At 67.4% G+C, this 26,961-nt stretch carries 24 protein-coding genes; 15 read left to right on the top strand and 9 right to left on the bottom strand.

The window, feature by feature from the left end:
• The first annotated feature begins 172 nt into the window (after positions 1–172).
• From ACAV_RS01440 to ACAV_RS01420, 8 genes are all read left to right on the top strand, one after another.
• Positions 173–2,929, top strand: coding sequence for a type VI secretion system Vgr family protein (locus tag ACAV_RS01440; RefSeq protein WP_013592806.1), 2,757 nt, complete (start codon positions 173–175; stop codon positions 2,927–2,929).
• A gap of 45 nt (positions 2,930–2,974) precedes the next feature.
• A complete protein-coding gene (locus ACAV_RS01435) occupies positions 2,975–3,316 on the top strand; it encodes a PAAR domain-containing protein (RefSeq protein ID WP_013592805.1) in 342 nt (113 codons plus the stop codon).
• A 68-nt stretch (positions 3,317–3,384) separates the two neighbouring features.
• Complete coding sequence (locus tag ACAV_RS23945; RefSeq protein ID WP_013592804.1) at positions 3,385–4,362, top strand: pesticin C-terminus-like muramidase; 978 nt, start codon at positions 3,385–3,387, stop codon at positions 4,360–4,362.
• 143 nt (positions 4,363–4,505) lie between these two features.
• Positions 4,506–5,099, top strand: coding sequence for a hypothetical protein (locus ACAV_RS24420; protein ID WP_157768707.1), 594 nt, complete (start codon positions 4,506–4,508; stop codon positions 5,097–5,099).
• A gap of 238 nt (positions 5,100–5,337) precedes the next feature.
• The gene (locus ACAV_RS24415; RefSeq protein WP_157768706.1) at positions 5,338–5,931 is read left to right on the top strand and encodes a hypothetical protein; all 594 of its coding nucleotides are present in this window, start codon (positions 5,338–5,340) and stop codon (positions 5,929–5,931) included.
• Between the two features lie 30 nt (positions 5,932–5,961).
• Positions 5,962–6,690, top strand: coding sequence for a hypothetical protein (locus ACAV_RS01430; protein ID WP_013592801.1), 729 nt, complete (start codon positions 5,962–5,964; stop codon positions 6,688–6,690).
• Between the two features lie 17 nt (positions 6,691–6,707).
• Positions 6,708–7,310 (top strand): DUF4123 domain-containing protein, encoded by a 603-nt coding sequence (locus ACAV_RS01425; protein ID WP_013592800.1) that lies wholly within the window; start codon positions 6,708–6,710, stop codon positions 7,308–7,310.
• Positions 7,307–7,684: a hypothetical protein gene (locus ACAV_RS01420; protein WP_013592799.1), complete on the top strand. Its 378-nt coding sequence runs from the start codon at positions 7,307–7,309 to the stop codon at positions 7,682–7,684. The genes ACAV_RS01425 and ACAV_RS01420 overlap by 4 nt, the downstream gene beginning before the upstream one ends.
• Positions 7,685–7,707: 23 nt before the next feature.
• Here ACAV_RS01420 and ACAV_RS01415 read toward each other — a convergent pair whose 3' ends face one another.
• The 4 genes from ACAV_RS01415 to ACAV_RS01400 all read right to left on the bottom strand — a co-directional run bounded on the left by ACAV_RS01415 (position 7,708) and on the right by ACAV_RS01400 (position 11,800).
• Positions 7,708–8,691 carry an SMP-30/gluconolactonase/LRE family protein gene (locus ACAV_RS01415; protein ID WP_013592798.1) on the bottom strand — a complete coding sequence of 328 codons (984 nt, stop codon included), beginning with the start codon at positions 8,689–8,691 and terminating at the stop codon, positions 7,708–7,710.
• 503 nt (positions 8,692–9,194) lie between these two features.
• Positions 9,195–10,631 (bottom strand): ammonium transporter, encoded by a 1,437-nt coding sequence (locus tag ACAV_RS01410; RefSeq protein ID WP_013592797.1) that lies wholly within the window; start codon positions 10,629–10,631, stop codon positions 9,195–9,197.
• Positions 10,632–10,683: 52 nt separating this feature from the next.
• Positions 10,684–11,022, bottom strand: coding sequence for a P-II family nitrogen regulator (glnK, locus tag ACAV_RS01405; RefSeq protein WP_011793419.1), 339 nt, complete (start codon positions 11,020–11,022; stop codon positions 10,684–10,686).
• A gap of 52 nt (positions 11,023–11,074) precedes the next feature.
• Positions 11,075–11,800 carry a TorF family putative porin gene (locus tag ACAV_RS01400; protein WP_013592796.1) on the bottom strand — a complete coding sequence of 242 codons (726 nt, stop codon included), beginning with the start codon at positions 11,798–11,800 and terminating at the stop codon, positions 11,075–11,077.
• 245 nt (positions 11,801–12,045) lie between these two features.
• Between ACAV_RS01400 and ACAV_RS01395 the strand changes: the two genes are divergently transcribed.
• Positions 12,046–13,599 (top strand): YifB family Mg chelatase-like AAA ATPase, encoded by a 1,554-nt coding sequence (locus ACAV_RS01395; protein WP_013592795.1) that lies wholly within the window; start codon positions 12,046–12,048, stop codon positions 13,597–13,599.
• A gap of 29 nt (positions 13,600–13,628) precedes the next feature.
• Here ACAV_RS01395 and ACAV_RS01390 read toward each other — a convergent pair whose 3' ends face one another.
• Together ACAV_RS01390 and ACAV_RS01385 are read right to left on the bottom strand one after the other, a co-directional pair.
• Positions 13,629–15,017 carry a sigma-54-dependent transcriptional regulator gene (locus ACAV_RS01390; protein ID WP_013592794.1) on the bottom strand — a complete coding sequence of 463 codons (1,389 nt, stop codon included), beginning with the start codon at positions 15,015–15,017 and terminating at the stop codon, positions 13,629–13,631.
• A 30-nt stretch (positions 15,018–15,047) separates the two neighbouring features.
• Positions 15,048–16,871, bottom strand: coding sequence for a sensor histidine kinase (locus ACAV_RS01385; RefSeq protein ID WP_013592793.1), 1,824 nt, complete (start codon positions 16,869–16,871; stop codon positions 15,048–15,050).
• 302 nt (positions 16,872–17,173) lie between these two features.
• Between ACAV_RS01385 and ACAV_RS01380 the strand changes: the two genes are divergently transcribed.
• The 3 genes from ACAV_RS01380 to ACAV_RS01370 all read left to right on the top strand — a co-directional run bounded on the left by ACAV_RS01380 (position 17,174) and on the right by ACAV_RS01370 (position 20,879).
• Positions 17,174–18,160: a tripartite tricarboxylate transporter substrate binding protein BugE gene (locus ACAV_RS01380; RefSeq protein WP_013592792.1), complete on the top strand. Its 987-nt coding sequence runs from the start codon at positions 17,174–17,176 to the stop codon at positions 18,158–18,160.
• A 264-nt stretch (positions 18,161–18,424) separates the two neighbouring features.
• On the top strand, positions 18,425–20,197 hold the full coding sequence (locus ACAV_RS01375; RefSeq protein ID WP_013592791.1) for a methyl-accepting chemotaxis protein: 1,773 nt from the start codon (positions 18,425–18,427) through the stop codon (positions 20,195–20,197).
• A 103-nt stretch (positions 20,198–20,300) separates the two neighbouring features.
• On the top strand, positions 20,301–20,879 hold the full coding sequence (locus ACAV_RS01370) for a GNAT family N-acetyltransferase (RefSeq protein WP_013592790.1): 579 nt from the start codon (positions 20,301–20,303) through the stop codon (positions 20,877–20,879).
• A 15-nt stretch (positions 20,880–20,894) separates the two neighbouring features.
• Here the strand turns inward: ACAV_RS01370 and ACAV_RS01365 are convergent, their stop codons facing one another.
• Complete coding sequence (locus ACAV_RS01365) at positions 20,895–21,674, bottom strand: SDR family NAD(P)-dependent oxidoreductase (RefSeq protein WP_013592789.1); 780 nt, start codon at positions 21,672–21,674, stop codon at positions 20,895–20,897.
• A gap of 120 nt (positions 21,675–21,794) precedes the next feature.
• Here ACAV_RS01365 and ACAV_RS01360 point away from each other — a divergent pair, with 120 nt between their 5' ends.
• Both ACAV_RS01360 and ACAV_RS01355 read left to right on the top strand, forming a co-directional pair.
• The gene (locus ACAV_RS01360) at positions 21,795–22,736 is read left to right on the top strand and encodes a LysR family transcriptional regulator (RefSeq protein WP_013592788.1); all 942 of its coding nucleotides are present in this window, start codon (positions 21,795–21,797) and stop codon (positions 22,734–22,736) included.
• A gap of 264 nt (positions 22,737–23,000) precedes the next feature.
• On the top strand, positions 23,001–23,774 hold the full coding sequence (locus ACAV_RS01355; RefSeq protein ID WP_011793411.1) for a ferredoxin--NADP reductase: 774 nt from the start codon (positions 23,001–23,003) through the stop codon (positions 23,772–23,774).
• Between the two features lie 95 nt (positions 23,775–23,869).
• Here the strand turns inward: ACAV_RS01355 and ACAV_RS01350 are convergent, their stop codons facing one another.
• Positions 23,870–24,676 carry an outer membrane lipoprotein gene (locus ACAV_RS01350; RefSeq protein WP_013592787.1) on the bottom strand — a complete coding sequence of 269 codons (807 nt, stop codon included), beginning with the start codon at positions 24,674–24,676 and terminating at the stop codon, positions 23,870–23,872.
• A gap of 172 nt (positions 24,677–24,848) precedes the next feature.
• Here ACAV_RS01350 and ACAV_RS01345 point away from each other — a divergent pair, with 172 nt between their 5' ends.
• Positions 24,849–25,805 (top strand): DUF72 domain-containing protein, encoded by a 957-nt coding sequence (locus ACAV_RS01345; RefSeq protein ID WP_013592786.1) that lies wholly within the window; start codon positions 24,849–24,851, stop codon positions 25,803–25,805.
• Here ACAV_RS01345 and ACAV_RS01340 read toward each other — a convergent pair.
• Positions 25,802–26,785 (bottom strand): YihY/virulence factor BrkB family protein, encoded by a 984-nt coding sequence (locus ACAV_RS01340; protein WP_013592785.1) that lies wholly within the window; start codon positions 26,783–26,785, stop codon positions 25,802–25,804. The genes ACAV_RS01345 and ACAV_RS01340 overlap by 4 nt on opposite strands.
• Positions 26,786–26,961 lie beyond the last annotated feature (176 nt).

The raw sequence follows: 26,961 nt of genomic DNA, 5'->3' as shown, positions 1-26,961 counted from the left end.
GAAAAGGCCCATGCCGGCACCCTCGCATAACGGCTTATTTGCACCGCCATAACGTCCGACATTCGGACACAAAACAAATTTCGGGAAGCCCTTCCCTGCCCTGGAAGCGCTTCCTATCATCGCGCCCGTTTTGAACTCTACCGTTCGGCCGCAAGGGCTGAACCCGATCACAATGACACGCCGCGTCACCATCCGGACGCCCCTGGGAGAGCAACTGCAGTTCCGGCAGCTGCGGGGCAGCGAGGAGCTGAGCCAGCTTTTCTCCTTCGACATCGACCTGCGCTCGGAGAGCCGGAACATCGATCCCAAGGCACTGCTCGGCAAAACGGCGACGGTGGAGATCGAAACGCAGGGCGGCGGGCGCCGATACCTCGATGGACTGGTCACCCGCTTCGGCATGCAAGGGCAGGACCACCGCTTCTATTCGTACCACCTGCGCCTGCAGCCCTGGCTGTGGGTGGCCACGCGGCGGCAGGATTTCAGAATCTTCCAGTTCAAGACCGTTCCGCAGATCGTCCAGGAGGTGCTGGGCCGGTACGGCTACCCGATGCAGTTCAAGCTCACGCGGGCTTATCGCAGCTGGGACTACTGCGTGCAATACGGCGAGAGCGACTTCGACTTCGTCTCGCGGCTGCTCGAGCATGAGGGCGCTTACTACTACTTCCAGCACGCGAGCGGCCAGCACACCCTGGTGATCGCCGACGACATCGTAGGTTGCCACGAACCCTTGCCGGGCGCGGCAACCATTCCGTTCCACCCGCCGGAGAAGTCGGCCACGGCCGACCGAGAGAATATCCATGCCTGGGTGCTCAGCGAGGAAATCAAGTCGGGCCGGTACTACAACGACGACTACGACTTCAAGAAGCCGAGGTCGGACCTCTCCAACATGCGCCAGCAGCCGCCGGGCCACGCGCACGATGCTTACGAGATCTACGAATGGCCGGGTGGCTACGTGCAGCACGGCGACGGCGAGCAGTACGCCCGCGTGCGCCTGCAGGAAGGGCTGACGGGCCACAGCACCGTCAAGGGCGAGTCCCGCCACCGCAGCATCGCACCTGGCTATACCTTCACGCTGGAAAACTACCCGCGCGGTGACCAGAACCGCCAGTACCTCATCACCGGCGTCACCTACCACCTGCACGAGAACCCGGGCACGTCCTCGGTCAACAGCGCCAAGCCGGGAGAAGCGCTCAAGAGCAACGAAGAGCAGGGCTCCTTCCAGAAATTCAGCCTCACGGCCCAGCCCACGAGCCTGCCCTATACCCCGGCAAGAAAAACACCCAAGCCACGCACGACAGGCCCGCAGACCGCCGTGGTCGTGGGGCCGGCAGGAGAGGAAATCTGGACCGACGAATACGGCCGCATCAAGGTGCAGTTCCACTGGGACCGGCTGGGTGCGATGGACGAGCATTCCAGCTGCTGGGTGCGCGTGGCGACCAGTTGGGCCGGCTCAGGCTTCGGGGCAGTATCCATCCCCCGCATAGGGCACGAAGTGGTGATCGATTTCGTGAACGGCGATCCGGACTATCCGATCGTCATAGGCAGCGTCTACAACGCGGCGAACATGCCACCCTGGGCACTACCGGGCAATGCCACGCAGTCCGGTATCAAGACACGATCGAGCAAGGGCGGCGCGACCGGCGACGGCATGAAGAACGGCGCCGGCGATGCCAACGCGATCCGCTTCGAGGACAGGAAGGGCGCGGAGCAGCTATGGCTGCATGCGCAGAAGGACCAGCTCATCGAGGTCGAGAACGATGAAGCGCACTGGGTCGGCAATGACCGGGCCAAGACGATCGACCGGGACGAGACGAACACCATCCACCGGGACCGCACCGAGACGGTGGACCGCAACGAGAAGATCACGGTGCACGGCTGGCGCACCGAGGAAGTGGATGGCGACGAGACCATCACCATTCACTCCAACCGCACCGAAACGGTGGACCGGGACGAATCCATCACCATCCACCGCAACCGCCGCGAACGGGTCGATCTGGACGAAACGGTATCGATCGGCGTGGACCGCATGGAGGACGTCGGCCGCAACGAGCAGGTCTCCATTGGCGCCAACCGGGCCAAGACCATCGGCAACAACGAGAAAGACCGGATCGGCAGGAACTGGTCCCTGCGCGTGGGCAAGACCAAGACCGAAACCATCGGCCGGATGTCGCTGCAGAACGTGGGCATGGCGCGCATGGACAACGTCGGCCTGGGCTACAGCCTCAACGTGGGCGTGGCGATGAACACGCTGGTCGGCCTGCAGCAGAGCACCCAGGTGGGCAGGACCAAGCGCCTCGACGTGGGTGACACCTACACCCAGGACATCGGCAAGGCCTGGAACCTGCAGGTCGGCCGCACCCAGACAGTGAACGTGGGCGAGCGCCAGGAAACCCGCGCCGGCAAGGTGCTCTTCGCCCAGGCCGGCGAGCACCTGGAACTGGCCTGCGGCGCGGCGAAGATCGTGCTGCGCAGCGACGGCGGCATCTACCTGCAGGGAACGCACATCGAAATGCAGGCCAGCGCCGCGATCAACGCGGACGCCGGGCTCATCGACCTCAACTGCGGCAGCAGCCAGCCCGCGCCCGAAACGCCTCCGCCCGCCAGCGATGCACCCGGCGACGCCGCGCAACAGGCCGCCGACACCGCGGAGAGCCAGGCGGAGTCCGCCGCGAGCGCCGCCATGGGCGGCGGCGCCGCGGGCCTGCAAAGCGCCCTCGGCGCACTCCAGCAGGCCAAGGGACTGCTCGACACCGCCAAGGCCCTGAAGAACGGCGACCTGGGCGCGATCGCCGGGTTGGCCGGGCTGGCCGGAGGCATCGCCGGCCTGGGCGGGGCGGGTGGCAGTGGCGGCAGGGTGGCCAGCGCCCCTGCCGGTTCCGCCGGCCCTGCGGCCATGGGCAAAACGCCGGGCTGGAGCGCCAAGCCCTGACCGACCCCGCACCCAGATACCGACAGAAAAAGCGATCGACCCGCCATGGCCCAACCCGCTGCCCGCATGCACGACGACGTCGCCCACCAGCGCGGCGCCGGCCCCATCCTGGAAGGCGCCCCCACCGTCCGCATCGGGGGGCAACCCGCCGCCCGCATGGGCGACCGGGTGCGCCACAACAGAGGCATCGAACCCATCACCGAAGGCGAGCCCTCCGTGCGGCTGGCCGGGCGCCCCGCCGCCCGCGTCGGCGATGAAGTCGCCTGCCACGGCGTGATCGCCCAGGGCTGCCCCACGGTGCGCATCGGCCGCGACAAGGACGAAGCCTGCATGCAGGCCGCCGCCGACGAGGGCGCAGCCTTCGTCGTGCCGGCGCATGGACCGTGACGTGAAGCCGTCGCGCGGCCCGAGCCCGCCCGGCCCCATTCCATCGACACCGAAAGACTCTGAAACCCATGGCACTCAAGGAAGAAGACCTTCCCGACTACGACAAGGACGCCCTCTCGCGCGAACGTGCGCTGCGCAAGACGGCCGAGGAATGCCGCCAGGAACAGGAGAAGGCCAAGGCGGAATTGCCCGGGTTAAAAAAGGAACGACAGAAATTGGACCGCAAGGCGGAGGGGTATGCGGAAGAGGCGCGGAGGCTGGATCAGGAGATCAAGGAGAAGGAGGGGAAGCTGAAACGGAAATGTCTCACGGGGAATATTCCCTGTCTGCCAGCAGATGAAACAAGAAAAGGGGCACTCAATCTGGAGATTGCAAAAATCATAAACGCATCTCTAGGAACAAAAATAGACCTGGCGCCAATCGCCAAATGGGAAGGCGTCTATCTTAAATCCTATGTACCGTGGTGGCCGGTCAACGAACCTGATGGCGGACCTTCGATGACGAAAAGAGAGGGGAACACTAGACTGCAAGGAAAAATGAAAAACGGAGACCCAAACAACGCCGGCGTGACAATTGCCAAAGGGATAGATTTCGGAGGTCAAGATTATAATGTATATAAAAAAGAATTGGAGAAATTCAACAAAAGAAATAACATTATTGCAGAGGAAGATTTTGACAAATTATCCGAGAAAATAAAACCATATTTTGGCAAGATAGGTGGAGAAGCATGCGCGCTTGCCCGAAAAAACTCTTTGGAAATCACACAGAAAGAAGCTGATTTATTGAATCTACGTGCTGGCGAAGAAGCCACCAGAAGAGCAATAGAACTCTTTGAGAAAAAGAATCCAGAAGGCTCCCCAAGATTTATAGATTTGACAACTGAACAACAGACTGCCTTACTCTCCAATGTCTACCAAACTTGGGGCATCCATCCAAAAATGAAGCAGGCAATTTTGGAAGGCGATCGGGAAAAAATACCTAGCAGCAGGCGAGAACGTGACTACTTATATGCATCCATGCCTGCAAAAAATTCCGGCGACCAATAGATTAGATATATTTCATGAAACAAACCTCCTACCCAAAAAGATTATTCATGATTTCCCTCTTGTCGCTTATCGGCTTACAAAACGCATTTCCCAGTGCGTCCGACATCGCCCAACCCTCGCGCAAGCGATTTAAGAGGCCAGTCATGGAAATCTCTGGCTGGTGGAAAGTTGTCAGGCACGAGGCTGGCATGAACCGGCCTCTCCCCCCTGACTGGCCCGGCATATACAAACACAACAAAGCCTATCTCCCGGTTGGCAAAATAATTCACATACAGCCCACTGGAATATCCACCATGATCCTCAAGGGGCCAGACGGCATGCCTAACGGCCCATCGGGTGAAGGCTTTATATATACGATATTTCCACCGTTCGGCGATGACTACTGTGCCATAAGAGATGACGGCGAAGGGTGGAAACAGTTTTGCGACATATACAGAGAAAGGGGAGTGCCAGTCCAACAAAGAATGATAATTCTTGATATAGATTTCAACGATCGATTGGCAAGAAAATGGCCCAAAGTGGAACCTTATTTATTTGATGTCGTGCCTGAAGCCATCATGCCGACCGCACTGGATTCCATATCAATTTCTCGGGATAAAAAAGAACTCTACCTGATGCTGCTCCGCCCAGAAAACAGACCGAAAAATGGAGAAAAGGAATACGAAGGCTTCGAATATGCAACAATATTGAGGAGGATTCCCGCACCATCCGGCTTAACCTTACCAAGGTCCGACTGATTATTTCAATATCACAGCGAGGGGAAACCAATGCACTTCATTTCCAACGACAACCTTGCGACTTGCCATTATTTCGAGATAACCATTGATCAACAAGCATACGTATCCATCCATCAAAATACCGTTCTGGATAAAAATATTCACCATTCTTCTTATATCTCTAATTAGCCCGCAGGCCGCATTTCCCAGCGCACCCAACATTGCCCAACCCTCGCGCAAGCGATTTAAGAGACCAATTATGGAAATCTCTGGCTGGTGGCAAGTGGTCAGGCACGAGGCTGACATGAATCGGCCTCTCCCCCTTGATTGGCCCGGCATATACAAACACAACAAAGCTTATCTCCCGATTGGAAAAATAATTCACATACAGCCCACTGGAATATCTACCGTGATCTTCAAGGGACCAGACGGCATGCCCAACGGCCCATCGGGCGAGGGTTTTATCTATACGATATTCCCACCGTTCGGCGATGACTACTGTGCCATAAGGGAAAACGGCGAAGGGTGGAAAAGTTTTTGCGATCTATACAGGGAAAGGGGAATGCCGGCCCAACAAAGAATGATAATTTTGAATATAGATTATAGTAATGAATTAGCAAAAAGATGGCCCAAAGTGGAGCCCTATTTATTTGATGTCTCGCCCGAAGCCATCATGCCGACCGCGCTGGATACCATATCTATTTCTCGCGACAAAAAAGAAATATATCTCATGCTATTCAGCCAGGAAAACAGGCCAGAAAAAGGAGAAACACGATATGAAAGCCTCGAATACGCCACGGTGCTCAGGAAAATTCCTGCACCATCCGGCCTGACCTTGCCAAAGTCCGACTAATTATTTCAATATCACTGCAAGGGGAAACGAATGAACTTCACCTCCAACCACAACCTTGCGACTTGCTATGTGAAAGCCATTTCACTCATTGGATTCCTTGCAATGCAAACCGCTAACGCCGAGCCCAGCCGGCCAAAAACAACCAAAGAACCAAGACAAGTCACTTCCTGCGGCATCACCTTCAACCTTCCCCGCCATCTGAAAATCACAGCACCCCAAAGAACCGTCAACACGGATGGGATCGAAGAATGTGAATTCCAAGTGGAATACGCCAAACACCCTGCCTTCGAGGGGTTCTGCAGAAAGGGAGACATCCGCTACCCAGACTCGGAGAAAAATGAATGCGAGTGGCGCCCCATGGACGGGCCAGCCAGTAAGATTCTGGTGGTCAAGACAAACTTCAACAAAGACAAGAAGACGGCCGGGGCCTTCACCTATAAAGAAAACAAGTGGGAAATCGCTGAAGGCGATTACTACTACTCAGATGAAGTGCAACTCGGAAACCATTATGGCCATATGTCTCTTGCTGCCGCCGCGAACTCCAGAGGTTTTTGGCAGAGATGGGGTGAATCCGTGGGGTATCAGCTCATCGAATACTGCTGCACCATTGGCACGGAACTGGTCTTGATCCAACTCTCCAGCGACATCGCCGTGTACATGGCGCCTCCGCCCCGCGACACGGAAAACGGCGATGAATGCGAAATCTTCTGCCGCAGCGTACGTCCGGCAGAGCCCCGGCAGCGCGCTGCTGCCCGCTGACCGAATCACACCCAGCCATGGCCTCTCCCAGTCTCCCGCGCTTCATCGCCCACCTGCGCAGCGACGCTGCCAACCTTTACGCCTTGATCGACTCCGCCCGCGACCACTCTCTGGTGCAGCAAATGCGGCAGGCGAACATCGAACACCACTGCCTGTTTTCCGGCGTGAAGGCGCTCACGCTGGCGCGCGTGGCGCCCTACCTGGTGCCGATGGCCGCGCTGGCGCCGCATCTGGAGCGGCTCGTGCCCTATGCCTGGGGCGGGGCCTGGAGCATGGTCGTGCGTGGCACGGCCGGCGTGGAGGCCACGCGCATCCAGCTCAAGAAAAGCAGCCTGGTGCGGCTGCCGGACGGTCAGTCGGCCTACTTCCGCTTCTATGACGCGCGGGTGTTCGACCGCTTCATGCGCATCGGCACCGAGGGGCAGCTGCGCTGGATCCTGGGCGACCGTCTGGACGGGCTGACCTGGGTGAGCGGCGGGGACGCGGCACGCACGCGCACCGTCCGCCATGGCCCTGCGCGCAAGGGGCTGTGGGGTCTGGTGCCGGCCACGGTTCCTCTGCGGGTGACGGAGCACCATTGGGCCGGAACGGCCGGCCCGCAGGAAGGAGTCCGCCCATGACGGTGATGGCATTCACCCCGGAGCAGATGGAGCAGGCCACCCTGGAAGAGACACAGCGCTGGATCGTGCAGGTGGCGCGGCGCTGGTTCCGGCTGGAGGCGCAGGAGTTTCCGGACGAGGAAGCGCTCACGCCCGAGCAGGTCACAGCCTGTCTCTACATGGTGCACCGGGCCGGGCGCCTGGCCGGGCTGGAGGACGGCGCAGCCCTGATCCTGATCGGGTTCGACGCGCTGCGTGCCATGCACTGCGGCATCGACGGCAACCTGGGCGAGATGATCGACTTCTGCGTACGCATGGCCCGGGGAGGCAACGTGGCCCTGGCGCATGCCAACATCGAACGCGCACTGGCCCTGGCCCGGCCGGCGCCTCCGTAAGGCCACGCTCGCCCGGGCGCCGGTCAATCCATCCCCACCGGCAGCGCCGCCTCCTCGTACCATGCCACCGGCTGGCCCGGCGCCGGCGCCGGCCGGCCGGCGCGCAGCAGGAAGCCCGTCCATGGCAGCCGGGTGACTTCCTCCTCGGGGCGCCCCTTGCGGGCCGAGGTGGCGAACAGCTCGCGGCCACCCACCCCGCCCAGGCAGGGCATGGTGGGGCACACGACGGGCACCGGCACCTCGGCCACGATCTCGCCGGAGGGGGCCAGCCGCAGCAGCCGGCCGCCTTCGTACATGGCCGTCCAGTAGTGGCCCTCGGCATCCACCACGGCCCCGTCGGGCCGGCCGGCGTAGCCGGGATCGCCGGGGCGCCACTGCGCCGGCTTGGGCGGGAACGAATGGAACACGCGCGGGCTGCCCTGGGGTTCGCCGTGCGCGTCGCACTCCCAGGCGCTGACCGTGTGGGCCGGGGTATCGGCCCAGTAGAGCCGGCGGCCATCCGGCGACCAGGCCAGGCCGTTGGCGGTCATCACCCCATCCAGCATGCGGCGCACCACGGGCGCGCTGGCGCTGCCGCGGCCGTCGATGCAGTAGAGCGCGCCCACTGCCTCCCGCGGCTGCCCGGCCGGCGGCTCGTGCAGCGTTCCCACCCAGAAACGGCCCAGGGCGTCGCATTTGCCGTCGTTGGCGCGTTGCGTCGCCGGGTCGTAGGGCAGCGTGGCCACCGGTACCAGGGCGCCACCCCATTCGCGCGCCCGGTAGATGCCGTCGCGCAGCGCGATCACCAGGCCGCTGGCCACCCCCGCGGTGCGCGCGGGGGCGATGCAACCCGGCTCGCTGGGCATGGCCCACCGGTCGATGCGGCCGGTGTCGGGCTCCCAGCGGGCCAGCGCGCAGCCGGCGATATCGACCCAGTAGAGGCGGGTTTCCAGCGGATGCCAGAACGGCGACTCGCCGAGCGCGTCGGGCTCCAGGCTGCCCGTGCGCCAGTCCATGTCCAGGTGCATGCGGTGTCCTCTTTCGTCAGGGAGCCCTTCGGCGGCGCGACCGCCGCAGCCGCCTTACCGGGCCCCGGCACCGATTATTCGGCCATGGCGCCGCACGGCCAAAAAAAAGCCCGCCTTGCGGGCGGGCCGAATGTCCAAAAGGAGCAACTCGATCGTTCGTTGTCGTCCGGCCCGGGTGACGCCACCAGTCGCCGCCCCGGTCCAGATACCTGGCACCGTACCCTTTTTCAGCATCCAAAGGAACGGCGCACAAACCCTGATTCCTCCTCCGCACGGCCTGACCGATCCGGTGGCCGCGGAGCAGGCCCCGCCAGCGGACGCCGTGGAACTGGCTTTGCCAGGCCACCGGCGTCGTCCCCCTGCCCGCCGCGCTCACGCGGCGAGAGCGGGGGCTGAGTGCCGCGGCTCCAAGCCTGCCTGCGCAGGCTTGGACGTGCACGAAGGGCAGTTGCCTCCGGCGGCAGCACGGAGCGGCGAAAGCCGCTCAGGGGGTGTACCGAATCTCAGCGGTTGTAGGCAGTTTCGCCATGCGAGGTGATGTCCAGGCCCTCGCGCTCGGCTTCCTCGCTGACGCGCAGCCCCACCAGCAGGTCGGCGATCTTGTAGGAGATGAAGGCCACCACGCCGGACCAGACCAGCGTGATCACCACGCTCTTGACCTGGATCCACACCTGCCCGCCCATCGAGAACGTGTCGGGCGTCAGGCCACCCGTGCCGCCCAGGCCCTGGGAAGCGAACACGCCCGTCAGGATGGCGCCCAGGATGCCCCCCACGCCGTGCACGCCGAACACGTCGAACGCGTCGTCGGCACCCAGCATCTTCTTGAGGCCACCCACGCCCCAGAGGCAGACCACGCCGGCGATCAGGCCGAGCACGATGGCGCCCATCGGGCCCACGAAACCGGCGGCCGGCGTGACGGCCACGAGGCCGGCCACGGCGCCCGAAGCGGCGCCCAGCATGGAAGCCTTGCCCTTGTGCAGGGATTCACCGGCCAGCCAGCTCAGGGTGGCGGCGCCCGTGGCGAGCACGGTGTTCACGAAGGCCAGGCCCGCAGCGCCGTTGGCGGCACCGGCGGAGCCGGCGTTGAAGCCGAACCAGCCCACCCACAGCAGAGATGCGCCCACCATGGTCAGCGTCAGGCTGTGGGGCGTGAGCGCCTCCTTGCCGAAGCCGATGCGCTTGCCCACCATGTAGGCGCCCACCAGGCCCGCGATACCGGCGTTGATGTGCACCACGGTGCCGCCGGCGAAGTCCAGCGCGCCGTCCTTGCCCAGCAGGCCGCCGCCCCACACCATGTGGGCCATCGGGATGTAGCTGAACGTGAACCACAGCACCGAGAAGATCAGCACGGCAGAGAATTTGATGCGCTCGGCGAACGAGCCCACGATCAGCGCGACGGTGATCGCGGCAAAGGTGGCCTGGAACGACACGAACACGTACTCGGGGATCGTTGGCAGCATGGCCGAGAGGGTGTCCGGCGCGATGCCCTTCAGGAAGATCTTGTCGAACGTGCCGAAGAACGTGCCTTCGCCGCCGAACGCCAGGCTGTAGCCGTAGATGGCCCAGAGCACGGAGATCAGCGAGAAGATCACGAACACCTGCACCAGGACCGACAGCATGTTCTTGGAGCGGGCGAGGCCGCCGTAGAACAGGGCCAGGCCCGGAATGGTCATGAGGATCACCAGCAGCGTGGAGGTCAGCATCCAGGCGGTGTCGCCGGAGTCGAGCTTCGGAGCAGGGGCCGCGGGAGCGGCTTCGGAGGCCGCGGCGGCAGCCGGCGCGGCAGCGGGTGCTGCAGCAGCGGCCGGCGCGGGGGCGGCATCGGGAGCCGATGCGGTGACGGCGGCCGGCTCGGAGGCGGCAGGGGCCTGTGCCAGCGCGGCGGAGCCGGCAGCCAGCAGGCCCATTCCCAGCAGGAAGGAAGCAAGCAGTTTTTTCATGGTTGTGTCTCTCGGAATGCGTTGATCCGTTGGCTGTGCGCTCGGGCCGCCGTCAGAGGGCTTCCTTGCCGGTCTCGCCGGTGCGGATGCGGACGACCTGCTCCAGGTGCCCCACGAAGATCTTCCCGTCACCGATCTTGCCGGTGCGGGCGGCGCCCTCGATCGCCTCGATGACCCGCTCCACGAGATCGTCCGCGACGGCGGCCTCGATCTTCACCTTGGGCAGGAAGTCCACCACGTACTCGGCACCGCGGTAGAGCTCGGTGTGGCCTTTCTGGCGCCCGAAGCCCTTGACCTCGGTCACCGTGATGCCCTGCACGCCGATGTCCGAGAGGGCCTCGCGCACCTCGTCGAGCTTGAAGGGTTTGATGATGGCTGTCACCATTTTCATGTTCGGATCTCCGTAGTGGGGGCCTCGAGACCCCCGTTGTGGGTATGGTCGGTCAAAGGGTTTTCGTGAGCGTGACGATGAGCCGGTTCTTGTTCACCGGCCCGAAGAAGTTCTTCTTGTTGGCGCCGGCCACCGCGGCCGACAGCGAGAGGCCGGAACCGAAATCGTAGGCACCGCCCACGCTGTAGTCCACATAGTTGGGCACGCCCAGGTCCTTGATGTCGCTGGCGAAGCGCGTGTAGCCCACCGCCGCCTTGAAGGTGGTGTTCGGAGCGACCTCCTGCGCGAAGGCGACGTTCAGGTAGCCGGTGTTGCGGCCGCGGTTGCCGGAGGTCTTGGCGCCGGCCCAGCCGAAATAGTCCTTGGAGACCGTGTGCGAGTACTTGGCCGTCACCGGGCCATAGGTGGCGGCACCATAGAGTTCGGTCGTGTTGCCGTTGGTGTTGCCGGGATACACATAGGTCAGGGCGCCCACGTCCAGGTCCATGCCCCCGGCCTTGAATTTATAGCCGCCATAAAAATCCATTTCGATGGAATTGCCGGGCAGCCAGTCCACGCTGGAGTTCCAGTTGCCCAGGTAGAAGCCGCTTTCACCGAACGTGTAGTCGAAGCCGCCCTGGATGGCGGGCTTGACGGCCTTCACCTTGCTCGTGTCCTGGTCCTGTCCACGGAACTTGTAGTTGGTGGTCAGGCTCACATTGCCGGTCAACTGGGCACTGGCCCAGACGGGGGCGACGGCCAGGAGGGCGATGCTCAGGGACTTCAGGACGCGGGTCATGGGGGCTCCTTCGGAAAAAGCCAGTGGTGGATTGCGTGTTCGACAGACGCAAAGCATGGACCGTGCCATGTCCCCCCGCCGTAGCGCTCCAGGCGCTCCGAATGGGTGCGCCCAGGCGTCCCCCTGCGTCGTGGATGGTTACAACCCTGACGGTTTTGCAGCATGGCGCACCCGAATGGTGCGTACCATGCGCCCCCGACGCGCCGGCACCCGGCAGCGCACCCAAGTGGGGAGGGGAAAAGTTCATGAGTCTTGCCTTGGTGCAGAGCCGCGCGCTGCTGGGCCTGCAGGCCGCGGCCGTTACGGTGGAAGTGCATCTGGCCAACGGCCTGCCCAGCTTCACGCTCGTGGGCCTCGCGGACGTGGAAGTGAAGGAGGCGCGCGAGCGCGTGCGCTCGGCACTGCAGAACGCGGGGCTGGAATTCCCCCACAACAAGAAGATCACCGTCAACCTGGCCCCGGCCGACCTGCCCAAGGACTCCGGCCGCTTCGACCTGCCGATCGCCCTGGGCATCCTGGCCGCCAGCGGCCAGATCGACGGCACGCTGCTGGCCGGCCATGAGTTCGCGGGCGAGCTGTCGCTGTCCGGCGAACTCCGCCCGGTGCGGGGCGCGCTCGCCACCAGCCTCGCCCTGCGGTCCGCCGGCGGCCGCGCCCGCATGGTGCTGCCGCCCGGCAGCGCCGAAGAGGCGGCCCTGGTGCCCGGCACCGAGGTATACCGGGCCCGGCACCTGCTGGACGTGGTGGCGCGGTTCCTTCCGCCCCAGGCCGCGGCCAGCGCCGGCCCCGGCACCGAAAGCGCCACCGAAGACGGCTGGTGCCGGGTGGAGGGCATGCCGCCGATGGCCGCGGCGCCCGCCGACGACCTTGCCGACGTGAAGGGCCAGGCCGCCGCCCGGCGCGCGCTGGAGATCGCCGCCGCAGGCGGCCATGGCCTGCTCATGGTGGGCCCGCCGGGTTCGGGCAAGTCGATGCTGGCACACCGGTTCGCGGGCCTGCTGCCGGCGATGTCGGTGGACGAGGCGCTGGAAAGCGCCGCGGTGGCCAGCCTGGCCGGGCGCTTCACGCCGACCGCATGGGGAGCCCGGCCGACGGCTGCGCCACACCACTCCTGCAGTGCAGTGGCCCTGGTGGGAGGCGGTTCACCACCGCGCCCCGGAGAGATATCGATCGCCCACCACGGAGTGCTCTTCCTGGACGAATTCCCCGAATACGCCCGCAGCGCCCTGGAAGCGCTGCGCGAGCCGCTGGAGACGGGCCGCATCACGATCGCACGGGCCGCACGCCGTGCGGATTTCCCGGCGCGCTTCCAGCTCGTCGCGGCGATGAACCCCTGCCCCTGCGGCTACCTGGGCTCCGGCCAGCGCGCCTGCCGCTGCACGCCCGACCAGATCGACCGCTACCAGGGCAAGCTGAGCGGCCCGCTGCTGGACCGCATCGACCTGCATGTGGAGGTGCCCGCCCTTCCCCCTGACCAGCTGCTGGCCGCCGCGCCCGGCGAACCATCGGCCAGCGTGCGCGAGCGCGTCGCCGCCGCGCGCGGGCGCGCCCTGGCCCGGCAGGGCAAGCCCAACCAGGCCCTGCAGGGGCGCGAGATCGATGTGCAGGCCAGCCTGCAGGACGATGCCGCCCGGTTCCTGCAATCGGCCGCCGCCCGGCTGGGGTGGTCGGCGCGCAGCACCCACCGCACGCTCAAGGTGGCCCGCACCATCGCCGACCTGGCGGGCGAGGCATCCGTCGGGCCCGCGCACGTGGCCGAGGCGGTGCAGTACCGGCGCGTGCTGCGCCAGGCAGCGTGACCGGCAGCCCCGGCCATGGCCGCTGCGGCCTACCGTTCGCCGTCGCGCGGCGCGACGCCCGCGCTGCCCGCATTACCGGTCGCCAGCCCGTGGCGCTGCAGCTTGTCGTACACCGTCTTGCGGGGCATCTGGAGCAGTTCGGCCGCGCGGGCCACGTTGCCCTGCGTCAGGGCCAGGGTGTCGCGCAGCAGCTTGCGCTCGAAGGCCTCCACCCGGGCCGCGAGGGACGGCGCGGATTCCCCCCCCGCATCGAGCGGCTGCACGGGCAGGCCCAGGCACAGGCGCTCGGCGGCGTTGCGCAGCTCGCGCACGTTGCCGGGCCAGTCGTGGGCCAGCCAGCCCGCGAGGTCGCGGTCGCTCCAGGCGGGCACCGGGCGGCCGTGGCGCAGTGCTGCCTGCGCGAGGAAGTGGGCCATGAGCAGCGGGATGTCCTGCGGCCGGTCGCGCAGCGGCGGAATGTCGATGGCGACCACGTGCAGGCGGTAGTACAGGTCGGCGCGGAACTGCCCACGCTCGGCGAGCTGCTTCAGGTCCGCCTTGGCGGCGGCCACGAAGCGCGCGGTGACGGGCACCGGCTGGTTGCTGCCCAGGCGTTCGATCTCGCGCTCCTGCAGCACGCGCAGCAGGCGCAACTGCAGCGAGGGCGGCATGGACTCGATCTCGTCGAGCAGCAGCGTGCCCCCGTTGGCGTATTCGATCTTGCCGATGCGCCTTCGCGTGGCACCCGTGAACGCGCCCGGCTCGTGGCCGAAGAGTTCGCTCTCGATGATGGTCTCCGGCAGGGCCCCGCAGTTGATGGCCACGAACGGACCGCTGCGGCCACTGGCCGCATGCAGGGCCCGGGCCACCACCTCCTTGCCGGCGCCGGTCTCTCCGTGGAGCAGCACGTCCACCTCCAGCGGGGCGAGCGCCGACACCAGCCGGCGCACCTCCGCCATGCCGGCGGACTGGCCCACCAGCCCGGCGAGCGCGTCGGCCCCGCCACGCGCGCGCAGCCGCTGCAGTTCGTCGGACAGCGCGCGCCGCTCCAGCGCCCGGCGCACCGTGAGCAGCAGGCGCTCGGAAGAGAACGGCTTTTCGATGAAATCGTAGGCGCCGTCGCGCATGGCCTCCACCGCCATCGCCACGTCGCCGTGGCCGGTGACCAGCACCACGGGCAGGTCGGCATCCCGCTGGCGCAGCAGGCGCAACAGCTCCATGCCGTCCAGGCCCGGCATGCGGATGTCGGTCACCACGACGGCGGGCGGGTCCTGGCCGAAGGCGTCGAGCGCGGCCTGCCCCTGGGGGAAGGCGCGCACCGGGATGTGGGCCAGTTCGAGGGCCTGGCCATAGGCGCGGCGCACCATGGCGTCGTCCTCGATCAGATAGACGGGGCGGGTGGCCCCGGCTGGTGCGGCCGGAAGGGGCGCGTCGGTCATCGGCGGAAAGGTCATTGGAACGGAAGGGATTCAGGCGTCGGGCCGGGCGAGCGGAAGGGTGACGGTGAACCCGGCGCCGCCACCCTCGGGAACGTCTTCCACGGTGAGGGTGCCGCCCATGCCTTCCACGATGATGCGCGAAACCGCGAGCCCCAGCCCGAGCCCCTCGCCCGCCTTGGTCGTGAAGAACGGCTCGAAGAGCCTGCCGCGGGCCTCGGGCGCGATGCCGCCCCCCGTATCGGACACGCGCAGGCGCACCCATCCGTCTTCGGCGGCCGGGGCGAAGCGCACTTCGCGCACCGGACGGTCCTGCACCGCGTCGAGGCCGTTGCGCAGCAGGTTCACCAGCACCTGCTCCAGCCGCGTGGGGTCCGCCCTCACGCACAGCCCGGTGTCGAACGGCTGCACGTCGATGCGCGCCTGCACCGCCGTGCAGCGCTGCGCCAGCAGCAGCAGCGCATGGTCCAGCGCATCGCGCACGCGGCAGGGCTGCAGCACGGGCGCTTCCTTGCGCACGAAACTCTTGAGCTGGCGAACGATCCGGCCCATGCGGGCGGCGAGCTGGCCGATGAGCTGCAGGTTCTCGGCCACGTCCTCGCGGCGGCCCTGGCGGTCGAGCGCGATGGCGTTGTCCGAGAGCGTCTGGAGCGCGGCCAGGGGCTGGTTCAGTTCATGGCTCATGCCGGCCGCCATCTGGCCGAGCACCGCCAGCTTGCCCGCCTGCACGGCCGCATCGCGCGTGCCGCGCAGGATCTGCTCCGCCTGCTGCAGGTCGCTCACCCGTTCCTGCAGCGCCGTGTTGGCAGCGGTCAGGTCGGCGGTACGCTGCGCGATCTGCGATGCGAGCATGTCGTGCGCGGCCTGCAGGCGGGCGGCGCTCGCACGGCGCTCTGCCTGCCCCTGCTGGTCCAGCCGCTGGTAGAAGAGCATGCCCAGCAGCAGCGCGGCGCACAGCCCGCCGGCCAGCCCCGCCACCAGGGCTTCCTGGCGCACCGGGTACTGGTCCGCCAGCAGCAGCATCTGCCAGCCCAGGGGCCCGACGCTGCGTGCGGCCACGCTGAAGTCGCGCTCCAGTCCGCCGCGCCGCAGGCGCACCGGTGCGCTGCCGTCAGGCCAGGCACCCAGGCCGTGGTCGATGGGCCTCAGGGCATGGCTGCCATACTGCTGGGCATCCTGCAGCCGGGCCAGCACCTGGGGCCCGAGGGGCGCGAGCGTGCGGTAGCGCCACTGCGCCTCGGTGCTCACGAATACGACGCCGTCGCGATCGGCCAGCAGGACGGTGTCGCCGCCTGCGGCCAGCGAGGCTTCGAAGGCATCGAGCGAAACCTTCACGGCCACGACGCCCCGGGCGGGCGCGGTGGCCGGCAGGGGCGCGGCGATGAAATAGCCGGGCTTGCCGGTGGTCGCGCCCACACCGTAGAAGCGCCCGGTCTGTCCCTGCATTGCCGCCTCGAAATACGGGCGGAACCGGTAGTTCTGCCCCACGAAGCTGCTCGGCAGGCGCCAGTTGCTGGACGCCACCGTGTGGCCGCCGGCATCCATCAGGTAGGCCGCTTCCACGTCGGCCAGGCCGGCCGCCTGCCCCAGGAAGGCATTGGCGGCCCCCGGGGAAGCCAGGTTGGAATGGTCCAGCGCGCGCCCCAGGCCACTGTCCAGGGCCAGCAGGGCAGGCAGCGCCTCGTTGCGGTGCAGCAGGGACTCCAGGCTCTGGGCCGCGAAATCGAGCCGCTGCGCCGCCGCCTGCCGCTGCCGCGAAAGCTGTGCATCGAGCGTGGCGCGGTACACCAGCGCGCCGACGCACACGCAGGCCAGCACCGCGAGGCCGGGGATCAGGAGGGAACGGTCGGGTTTCAAGCGGAGGACAGCGGTTGGGCCCGCATTGTGGTGGGTGGCAGCAGCCGGCTTCCCAGGGCTACCCCCGTTGACAAGGCGCCGTGTGCGGAAACCCGCACAACCCGGCGAGCCACGTGCGGAAAACCGCCACGCAGCCCCTGCGCAGGCGGCCTCCGGCGAGGCCGCCACCAACGCCCATTCCCAGCACGGGCGCGCCCTGGCGGCCCATCCGCACCGGCCGGCCACGGCATGGCACGCAAGCTGCAAAAGACATTCCGCAACCGGCAGACCCACAACATCCAACCTCCCAGGAGACATCCGAAATGAAGCATTCCCCATCCCCCCTGCGCCGCGCCCTGCTCGCCGCCACGGCCCTCGCCGCCTGCGCCGCGGCCCCCGCCATGGCCCAGGACTATCCGACCAAGCCCGTGCGCCTGATCGTTCCGTTCGCCCCCGGCGGCACGACCGACATCGTGGCGCGCGTGGTGTCGCAATCGCTGGGCACGACGCTGGGCCAGCCGGTGGTGGTGGACAACAAGGCCGGCGCGGGCGGCGTGGTCGGCGCGACGGAAATCGCCCGCGCCGCGCCGGACGGCTACACGCTCGGCGTGGCGACGGTGTCGTCGGTCGCCTCCGCCCCCGCCATCAATCCCGCCGTGAAATACAACCCGCTGACCGACTTCACGTCGATCGTCAACATGGCCGCCACGCCCAACGTGCTGGCCGTACACCCGAGCTTCCCGGCCAAGGATTTCAAGGCGTTCATGGCCGAGGTGAAGGCCCATCCGGGCAAGTACTCCTTCGCCACCTCGGGCACGGGCGGCATCGGCCACCTGCAGATGGAGCTGTTCAAGTCGCTGTCCGGCCTGGGCCTGGAGCACATCGGCTACAAGGGCGCGGGCCCGGCGCTCAACGACGCCGTGGCCGGCCAGGTGCCGATGATCTTCGACAACCTGCCCTCCGCGCTGCCGTTCATCAAGGAAAAGCGGCTCATCGCTATCGCGGTGGCGGCGCCCCAGCGCCTGCCCTCGATGCCCGACGTGCCCACCTTCAAGGAAGTCGGCTTCGAGCCCGTGAACCGGATGGCGTTCTACGGCATCCATGGGCCGAAGAACCTGCCGCGCGAAGTGGTGGACAAGATCTCGCAGGCCGTGAAGAAGACCCTGGAAGACCCGGCCGTGCGCCAGCGCATCGAGGACACGGGCTCGCTCGTGGTCGGCAACACGCCGGAGGAATTCACGGCGCAGACCAGGGCCGAGTACGAGCTCTACAAGGGCGTGGTGGCCAAGCAGCAGCTGAAGCTGAACTGAGGACCGCAACGGCCCGTCGGCCGGACGGCGGGCTTCACCGGCCCGCTCGGCCCCACGGGCCACTTTTTTTCTCCTGTCGCGTTCAAGGCCCGGCACGCACTGCCGATAAATGGCCACGCCTGCGCGCGCAGCGGCCGAGGGGCCGCACGCGCGCAGCCGCACTGCCCCCGCCCACGCTGCGCCTCCCATGGCGCGGCGGCCGTGAGCGGGCACGGCACCCCTGCGGCGCCGGCGGCCTTCCCGCATCGAACTCCAGGAACTCCCATGCGAAACCTCCCCATCGGCGCACGCCTCGGCGCCGGCTTTGCCATGGTGCTCGGCCTCATGGCCCTGATGACCGTCTTCGGCCTCTGGCGGCTGCAGACCGTCGCCCAAGCCACGCACGACATGACCCAGCAGCCGCTCGCCAACGAGCGCATGATCAGCGACTGGTACCGCTACGTGGACAGCGCCGCACGCCGTACCACGGCCATCGTCAAGAGCACCGACCCGTCGCTGGCGGGCTTCTTCGCCGACGACTCGGCCATGACCACGCGCGAGGCCGCCCGGCTCGTCGAGAAGATCGAGCCGCTGCTCGACAGCCCCGCCGAGAAGGCCGTGTGGGCGGACATCGGCCGGGCCCGCGCGGCCTACCTGGCCTCGCGCGACCAGGCCGTGAAGGCCAAGGCCGCGGGCCAGGCCGAGGAGGCCGAGCGCCTGCTCACCCAGGTCTACCTGCCGGCCACGAAGGAATACGTGGCGCTCATCCAGAAGCTGCTGGACCTGCAGCGCGCCGACATCGACGCCACGGCCGCGCGCATCCAGGACATCCATGCCCAGAGTCGCCTGCTGCTGACCATGCTGGGCCTGCTCGCGCTCGCGCTGGGCGCGGCCTGCGCAGTGTGGCTCACGCGCGGCATCGTGCGGCCGCTGTCGGAGGCGGTGCGCGTGGCGCGCGCCGTGGCGGCCAGCGACCTGACCAGCCGCGTCACCGTCACGTCGTCGGACGAAACGGGCCAGCTGCTGCAGGCTTTGAAGGACATGAACGAAAGCCTCGCGCAGGTGGTGGGCCGCGTGCGCTCGGGCACGGACAGCATCGCCACCGCATCGAGCGAGATCGACGCGGGCAATCAGGATCTGTCGTCGCGCACGGAAGAGCAGGCCAGCTCCCTGCAGCAGACCGCCGCCGCCATGGAGGAACTCACCAGCACCGTGCGGCAGAACGCCGACAACGCCCGCCAGGCCAGCCAGCTCGCCTCCTCCGCGGCCGGCACCGCCACCCGCGGCGGCCAGGTGGTGGCGGGCGTCGTGGGCACGATGGGCGCCATCCACGAGAGCAGCCGCAAGATCGCCGACATCATCGGCGTGATCGACGGCATCGCCTTCCAGACCAACATCCTGGCGCTCAATGCCGCCGTGGAAGCCGCGCGTGCGGGCGAGCAGGGCCGGGGCTTCGCCGTCGTGGCCGGCGAGGTGCGTGCCCTGGCGGGCCGCAGCGCCGCCGCCGCGAAGGACATCAAGGCGCTGATCGGCGACTCGGTCTCCCGCGTGGACGAAGGCTCCAGCCAGGTGGCCGAGGCCGGCCGCACCATGGACGAGATCGTGCAGAACGTGCAGCGCGTGAACGACCTCGTCGCCGAGATCAGCGCCGCGAGCGAGGAGCAGAGCCGGGGCATCGACCAGGTGCACCAGGCCGTCTCGCAGATGGACCAGGTGACCCAGCAGAACGCGGCGCTGGTGGAAGAGGCCGCGGCCGCCACGGGTTCGCTGAAGGCCCAGACGGGCCAGCTCTCGCAGGCGGTGAGCGTGTTCCGGATTCCTGCGGGCACGCAGGCCGCCACCGCGGCACCGGCGGCACCCGTGGCCCGGCCGGTGCGACCGGCTGCGGCCGCAACGCCTTCCCGCGCCATTCCCGCCGCGATGCCTCCCGCGGCAGCACCCCGCCCTGCCACAGCAGCAGCCCGCGCCCCGGCCGCTGCGCCCGCGCTGCCGCGCGCCGCGGCACCCGCACCTTCCCCGGCCGCACGCGGCGGCGGCGACGACTGGGAAACCTTCTGATCCGGCGAGCGGCAGCGCCATATCGCTGCCATCCGGCTCACCCGCACAGGGTGCCAGGGAATTGCCCCGCACTCCCGTCCTGCCGGCCTACCATCGCGCCGGCATGGACCTCTCCCTGACCTCTTCGCCACTCCAGACCCCGAGACTCGATCTGCGGGCCTTCCACGCAGCAGACTTTCCCGCCTACGCCGCCTACCATGGCGATCCGCAGGTCTACCGGTTCCTGTACATGGCCGCCCCGCAGGGAGACCGACTGCACAAGCAGTTCGCCGAAGTTCTCTCCGAGCCCTTCGCCGGCGAGGGCGACACCTGGCGCCAGGCCGTCGTGCGCCGGGAGGATGGTGTGCTCGTGGGCGAATTCCTGCTGAAGATCGCCAGCACCGCGGCGCTGCAGTTGGAAGTGGGCTACATCTTCAATCCGCACCATGCCGGACGGGGCTACGCGACGGAAGCCGTGGCCGCCCTGCTGGAACACGGCTTCGAACACATCGGCGCCCACCGTATCTTCGCGCGCCTGGATGCCCGCAATACCGGCTCCGCCCGCGTCGCGGAGCGCCTGGGCATGCGCCGCGAGGCCCATCTCGTGCAGAACGACCGTTTCGAGGGCGAGTGGGGCGACGAGTTCATCTACGCCCTGCTGCGCGCGGAATGGAAGGCCCGGCACGGCGTGCCGAGGCCCTGACCCACGTCCGGGGGTTCAGACGAACATGCCGCCCGACGCCTCGATGCGCTGCGCGTTCACCCAGCCCGTGCCCGGCTGCAGCAGCGCCGCGATCACACCGCCGATGTCGTCGGGCAGGCCCACGCGGCCCAGCGCCGTCTGGCCGGCGATGAAGGTGTTGAGCTGCGCGTCGTCGCGCACCGCGCCGCCCCCGAAATCCGTCTCGATCGCGCCGGGCGCCACCACGTTCACGGCGATGCCGCGCGCGCCCAGCTCCTTGGCCATGTAGCGGGTCAGCACCTCCACCCCGCCCTTCATCGCCGCATAGGCGGCATAGCCCGGCAACGCGAACCGCGCGAGGCCCGACGACACGTTCAGGATGCGCCCGCCGTCGTTCATCAGCGGCAGCAGCTTCTGCGTGAGGAAGAACGTCCCTTTGAGGTGGATGGCCACCATCTGGTCGAACTGTTCCTCGGTCGTCTCCATGAAACTGGCATATGCGCCCGAGCCCGCGTTGTTCACCAGGAAATCGAAACGCTCGCGCTGCCAGTGCTGCGCGAGCACGCCGCGCACCTGGCCTGCGAACGCCTCGAACGTGGAACTGGCCGCCACATCCAGCGGCAGCGCCACCGCGCGGCGGCCCAGCGCCTCGATCTCGGCGACCACGGCCTGCGCCTCGGCCGCCTGGCTGCGGTAGGTGAGGATCACGTCGGTACCGGATCGCGCCACATGCAGCGCGGCATTGCGGCCCAGGCCCCGGCTGCCGCCGGTGATGAGGGCGATGGTGGAAGACGGAGCGGATGCAGTGGCAGCCATGGCGGAATCCTTTCGGTGGATCAGGTGAAGGAATGAAAAAGCGATGGGCCGGAGTCTATTGAGCGATGCCATAGCCATAAATCACGCAGAATCGATCACATCGTTCATCCACCAAGAACAATGAACCCCTTTGATCGCATGCACACCTTCGTCCGCGTGGCCGAACTCGCCAGCTTCACGCAGGCGGCCGAGGTCCTGGGCATCCCCAAGGCCAGCGCCTCCACCGCCGTGCAGCAACTGGAAACCCAGCTCGGCACGCGCCTGCTGCACCGCACCACGCGGCGCGTTCAGCTCACGCAGGACGGGCAGGCTTACTACGAGCGCTGCAAGGACCTGCTGGCCGACGTGGACGAACTGCAGTCCATGTTCCAGAACGCCGACGGTGGCGGCCTGCGCGGGCGCGTGCGCATCGACATGTCCACCGGCATGGCGCGCAACGTGGTCGTGCCGCGCCTGCCCGAGTTGCTGGCCCGCCATCCGGGCCTGGAGGTGGAACTGAGCAGCACCGAACGCCGCGTGGATGTGGTGCGCGAGGGCTTTGACTGCGTGCTGCGCACCGGCGCGGTGGTGGATGCCAGCCTGGTGGCCCGCCCGCTGGGGCCGGCGCGGCTGGTCAACTGTGCCAGCCCGGCCTACCTGCGCGTCCACGGCACGCCCCAAACGCTGGACGACCTGGGCGACCACCGGCTGGTCCACTTCGTGAACACCCTCGGCGCCCGCTCCGGCGGCTTTGAGGCCGTGGTGGACGGCACGCTGGCGGCCATTCCCATGCAGGGCGCACTCACGGTGAACAACGCCGAGGCCTACATCGCCGGCTGCCTGGCGGGCCTGGGAATCATCCAGGTGCCGCGCCTGGGGGTGGTGGACCTGCTGGCGCAGGGCGCACTGGTGGAGGTGCTGCCGCAGCACGCGGCACCGCCGATGCCGCTCACGCTGATGTACGCCAACCGGCGGAACCTGCCACGGCGCGTGCGGGCGGTGATGGACTGGCTGGCAGAAGTGGTGGGGGAGCACCTGAAGCAGGATGCGACGGCGGCGCACCAGAGTACAGCGCCACGGTGAGGTCGGGCATCCATCAGCCCCAACTTCTCGCCACAGGGTGCCCCGGACCGCTGCCTGGCAGGTTTTCCGAGTGACGATAGACGGGATTCGCGCACATGTCCTGGGGCCTGAGCCCACCCACCCGCCGTGTTTGTCCGACAATGTAGGGGTTTGCCCACCCGGCAGGGGGCAGCCAGGGCGCGCCTGCAGACGCCCATACGAGCCACCGGCCCTGCCTTCGAAGGCCACGCGCCCCTTGTCGTTTTCACTTTCCGCCATCCATCCATGAGCGCATTCAACGAAGAGCGAGTCCTCTCCGTCCACCACTGGACCGACCGCCTGTTCTCCTTCACGACCACCCGCGACACGTCGCTGCGGTTCTCCAACGGCCACTTCACCATGATCGGCCTCAAGGTGGACGGCAAGCCGCTGCTGCGGGCCTACAGCATCGCGAGCGCCAATTACGAGGAGCACCTGGAGTTCCTCTCCATCAAGGTGCCGGACGGCCCGCTCACCTCGCGCCTGCAGAACATCCAGGTGGGCGACAGCATCGTCGTCGGCCGCAAGCCCACGGGCACGCTGCTGATCGACTACCTGCTGCCGGCCAAGCGCCTGTACCTCATCTCCACCGGCACCGGCCTCGCGCCGTTCCTGTCGGTGATCCGCGACCCGGACACCTACGAGAAGTTCGAGGAAGTGGTGCTGGTGCACGGCGTGCGCCAGGTGAACGAGCTGGCCTACCACGACTTCATCACGCAGGAGCTGCCGAAGCACGAGTTCCTGGGCGAAATGGTGGCCAAGCAGCTGAAGTACTACCCCACCGTGACGCGCGAGCCGTTCCGCAATCAGGGCCGCATCAACGACCTGATCGAGAACGGCAAGCTCTTCACCGACCTGGGCGTGCCGCCGCTGGATCCGCTGGTGGACCGGGTCATGCTCTGCGGCAGCCCGGAAATGCTGGCCTCGCTCAAGGCCATCCTGGAAAAGCGCGACTTCGAAGAGGGCAACACCACCAAGCCCGGCGACTTCGTGATCGAGCGCGCCTTCGTCGAGAAGTGACACTGCGGCAGCAGAAAGCACGACGGGCGGCCTGAAAGCCGCCCGTTCGCACAATCGCGGAGAACTGGCCGGAACATGCCGGCCAGCCCCCGAGGTCAGTAACCGTTGTCGGCCACGCGCACCGAATGCGGTGCCTGGGCGGAGTAGCCGCCGCCATAGCCGCTGCCGTACTGGCCGTTGTCCACGCGGAAGCTGCGGCCTTCCACCCGCACCGCCGTGCCCTCGGCCACCGGCTGCGAGCGCGTGAAGGTGCGCACCGAGCCGTCGTCCATGCGAACGCGGATCTGGTAGGCCGTGGTGGTACGGGTGCGCTGCTCCACCGTGTGGCCCAGGTAGCCACCGCCCACGGCGCCGAGCACCGTGGCCGCCGTGCGGCCCGAGCCCTTGCCCACCTGATTGCCCAGCACGCCGCCGATCACGCCGCCGGCCACGGCACCGATGCCGGTGGCGGGGGCGGCCTGCTGGAAGGCCTGGACGGACTCGACACGGCCGCAGGTCATGCAGGCCGGAGCCGCGGCACGCTGCATGGCCACCTGCTGCTGGCCTTGCGGGGCGCCGCTATATGCAGGTTGCGGCGCATAGCTGGGGGAAGGCGCACGCTGCGCGAACTGCTGGGCCGGAGCCTGGGCCACGGCGGAGGGACGTCCTTGACCCCCCTGGACTGCGGCGGGGTTGATGGACGGATTGGCTGCTGCCGCGGACTGCGCGTCCGGAGCGAGGGCAGCGGCAGGCTGCACTGCGGAGGCGACATCCGGAGCGCGGTCGCGGTTCTGGACCACCAGCGTGGCGCCCAGGGCCAGCACGCTGACTCCCAGCGCGCCGATCGCAGCCCAGAGCCACTTCGCCGAGCCGCCGGCCACCGGGCCCGCAGCGGAAGAATTGGGACGGACAACGAGACTCATACGATTTCCCTTTCTATGGGTGTTGTGCTGGCAGATTACCCGCGGCGGTGCTTCACATACCGCCGCGCTCTGTAAACACCGTAAGAAGCTGTAGAGCCGCCCGGCGGCGTCCGACACGGCCTGCCGAAGCCCTCCCGCCACCCCCATGACCGGCGCTGCGCACAGTGGCCCCATGGCACCCCGGGCGGCACCGGCCGCACAGATCCGCATCGGCGTTTCCGGATGGCGCTACGCCCCATGGCGCGGCTCCTTCTACCCAAACGACCTGGCCCAGGCCCGGGAGCTGGCGTTCGCCTCCCGGCAGTTCCCCGCGATCGAGTTGAACGGCTCCTTCTATGCCCTGCAGCGCCCTTCCAGCTACGCAGCGTGGTCGCGGGATACGCCGGAAGGCTTCGTCTTCACCGTGAAGGCGCCGCGGTTCATCACCCACATCCTGCGGTTGCGCTCGCCGCGCGCGGCCATCGCGAACTTCCTGGCGTCCGGCCTGCTCTCGCTCGGCCCCCGGCTCGGCCCCATCCTGTGGCAGCTGCCGCCCAGCCTGCCCTTCGATGCCGGCCTGCTGGAGGAATTCCTGGCGCTGCTGCCCCGCGACACCCGGCAGGGCCTGGAACTGGCCCGCGAGCGCGAACCGCGCATGCACGGCAGGGAGTGGCTGGAGGCGGAAGCGCCACGTTGGCGCATGCGCCATGCGCTGGAGGTGCGCCATTCCAGCTTCGCCACGCCCGAATGCATCGCCCTGCTGCGCCGCCATGGCGTGGCGCTGGTGGTGGCCGACACAGGCGGCCGCTGGCCGGAACTGGGCGACATCACCGCCGATTTCATGTACCTGCGCCTGCACGGCGCCGAAGCGCTGTACGCCAGCGGTTACAGCGATGACAGGATCGCCGCATGGGCCCGCCGCGTCCGGGCCTGGAACCGGGGCGCGGCACCGCGCGATGTCGAACTCGCCGGCCCTGCCGCAAGGGCGCCCGCATCGCCCCCGGGCGGCCGGGACGTGTTCTGCTTCTTCGACAACACGGCGAAGCTCCATGCGCCCCGCAATGCGCTGGAACTGGCGCGGGTCCTGCGCCTTTCCCCGGACACGCTGCGGCCGGCGGGGCGCCGGGCCCCGGGGCCCGGCCTCTGTTAGCGCGCGCCGGCCGCCGCGGCGGGCGCCGGTGGCTTCGGGGAGGCGGGGACCTCCTGGGCATGGGCAGCGTCCACACGCTGCCCGACGTGCTCGGCCCGGGCTTCCTGCAGGGCACGGGCGCAACTGGCGGAGAACAGCAGCACCGCCGACGAGAAATAGATCCACATGAGGAGCACGACGAGCGAGCCCGCGGCCCCGTAGGCCGACACCACGGCTGCCGTGGCCAGGTAGAGCGCCAGCAACTGCTTGCCCACGGTGAACAGGATCGCCCCCACCACGGCGCCGAACACCAGGCAGGCCATCGGCGGTTTGGGCCCGGTCCCGATGCGCATCAGCCCCACGAACAACAGCACCGCGATGCCGAAGGCGACCAACTCGTTGACCAACTGCAGGAGGGGCCCGGAGGCGAAGGGCAGGCGCGCGCTCGCCCAGTTGGCCACCACGTGGATCACCGTGGAGACGACCAGGGAAATCAGCAGCAGGAAGCCGATGGCCAGCACGTATGCCAGGCCGCGCAGCCGCAGCGAGGCCATGCGCCACCAGGCCTTGTTGTTGTCGGCCACGGGGGGATGGCCGGACGTCCAGAGCCGCTCCAGGGCGGACTGCAGTTCCACGAACACCCCGGTCGCGCCCGACAGCAGCAGCACGAAGCCTGCGATGGATGCGAGCCGCCCCTCGGATGGCTCCCGGGCGCTGGAGAGCGCGAGCTTCACGACCTCCGCGCCGCGCTCGCCCATGACGGACTGCACCTGGGCGATGAGGTTGGTTTCCAGGTAGGACTTGTCGATCCACCAGCCCAGCACCCCCACCAGCAACAGCAGCAAGGGCGCCAGGCTCAGCATGCCGTAGAACGACATGGCCGCGCTCATCCGCAGGCCGTCGGCGTCGAGCCAGAGATTGACGGCCCGCACGAGCGGCATGATGGGCTGGATGAGGCGCTTGGCGCCCTCCAGGCAGCGGGTGAGGAACGGGGACGGCATGCAGCCATTGCAACGCATCGTCGAGCCGCCGGGTGTCGGAGCACTTCGCCATTGCATACCTGCATGGAGGCACGGGATACCCGCAGGCCATTGCACGGATGGGCCGAAGGCAGGCATCATGGGGCGCAGGGGAATAGAGAAAAGAGATCAGGCAGGGCACCACCGGCGGGCGCCGC

Source organism: Paracidovorax avenae ATCC 19860, from assembly GCF_000176855.2.
Classification (GTDB): Bacteria; Pseudomonadota; Gammaproteobacteria; order Burkholderiales; family Burkholderiaceae_C; genus Paracidovorax; species Paracidovorax avenae.
This window is presented reverse-complemented; position numbering and strand designations above follow the sequence as displayed.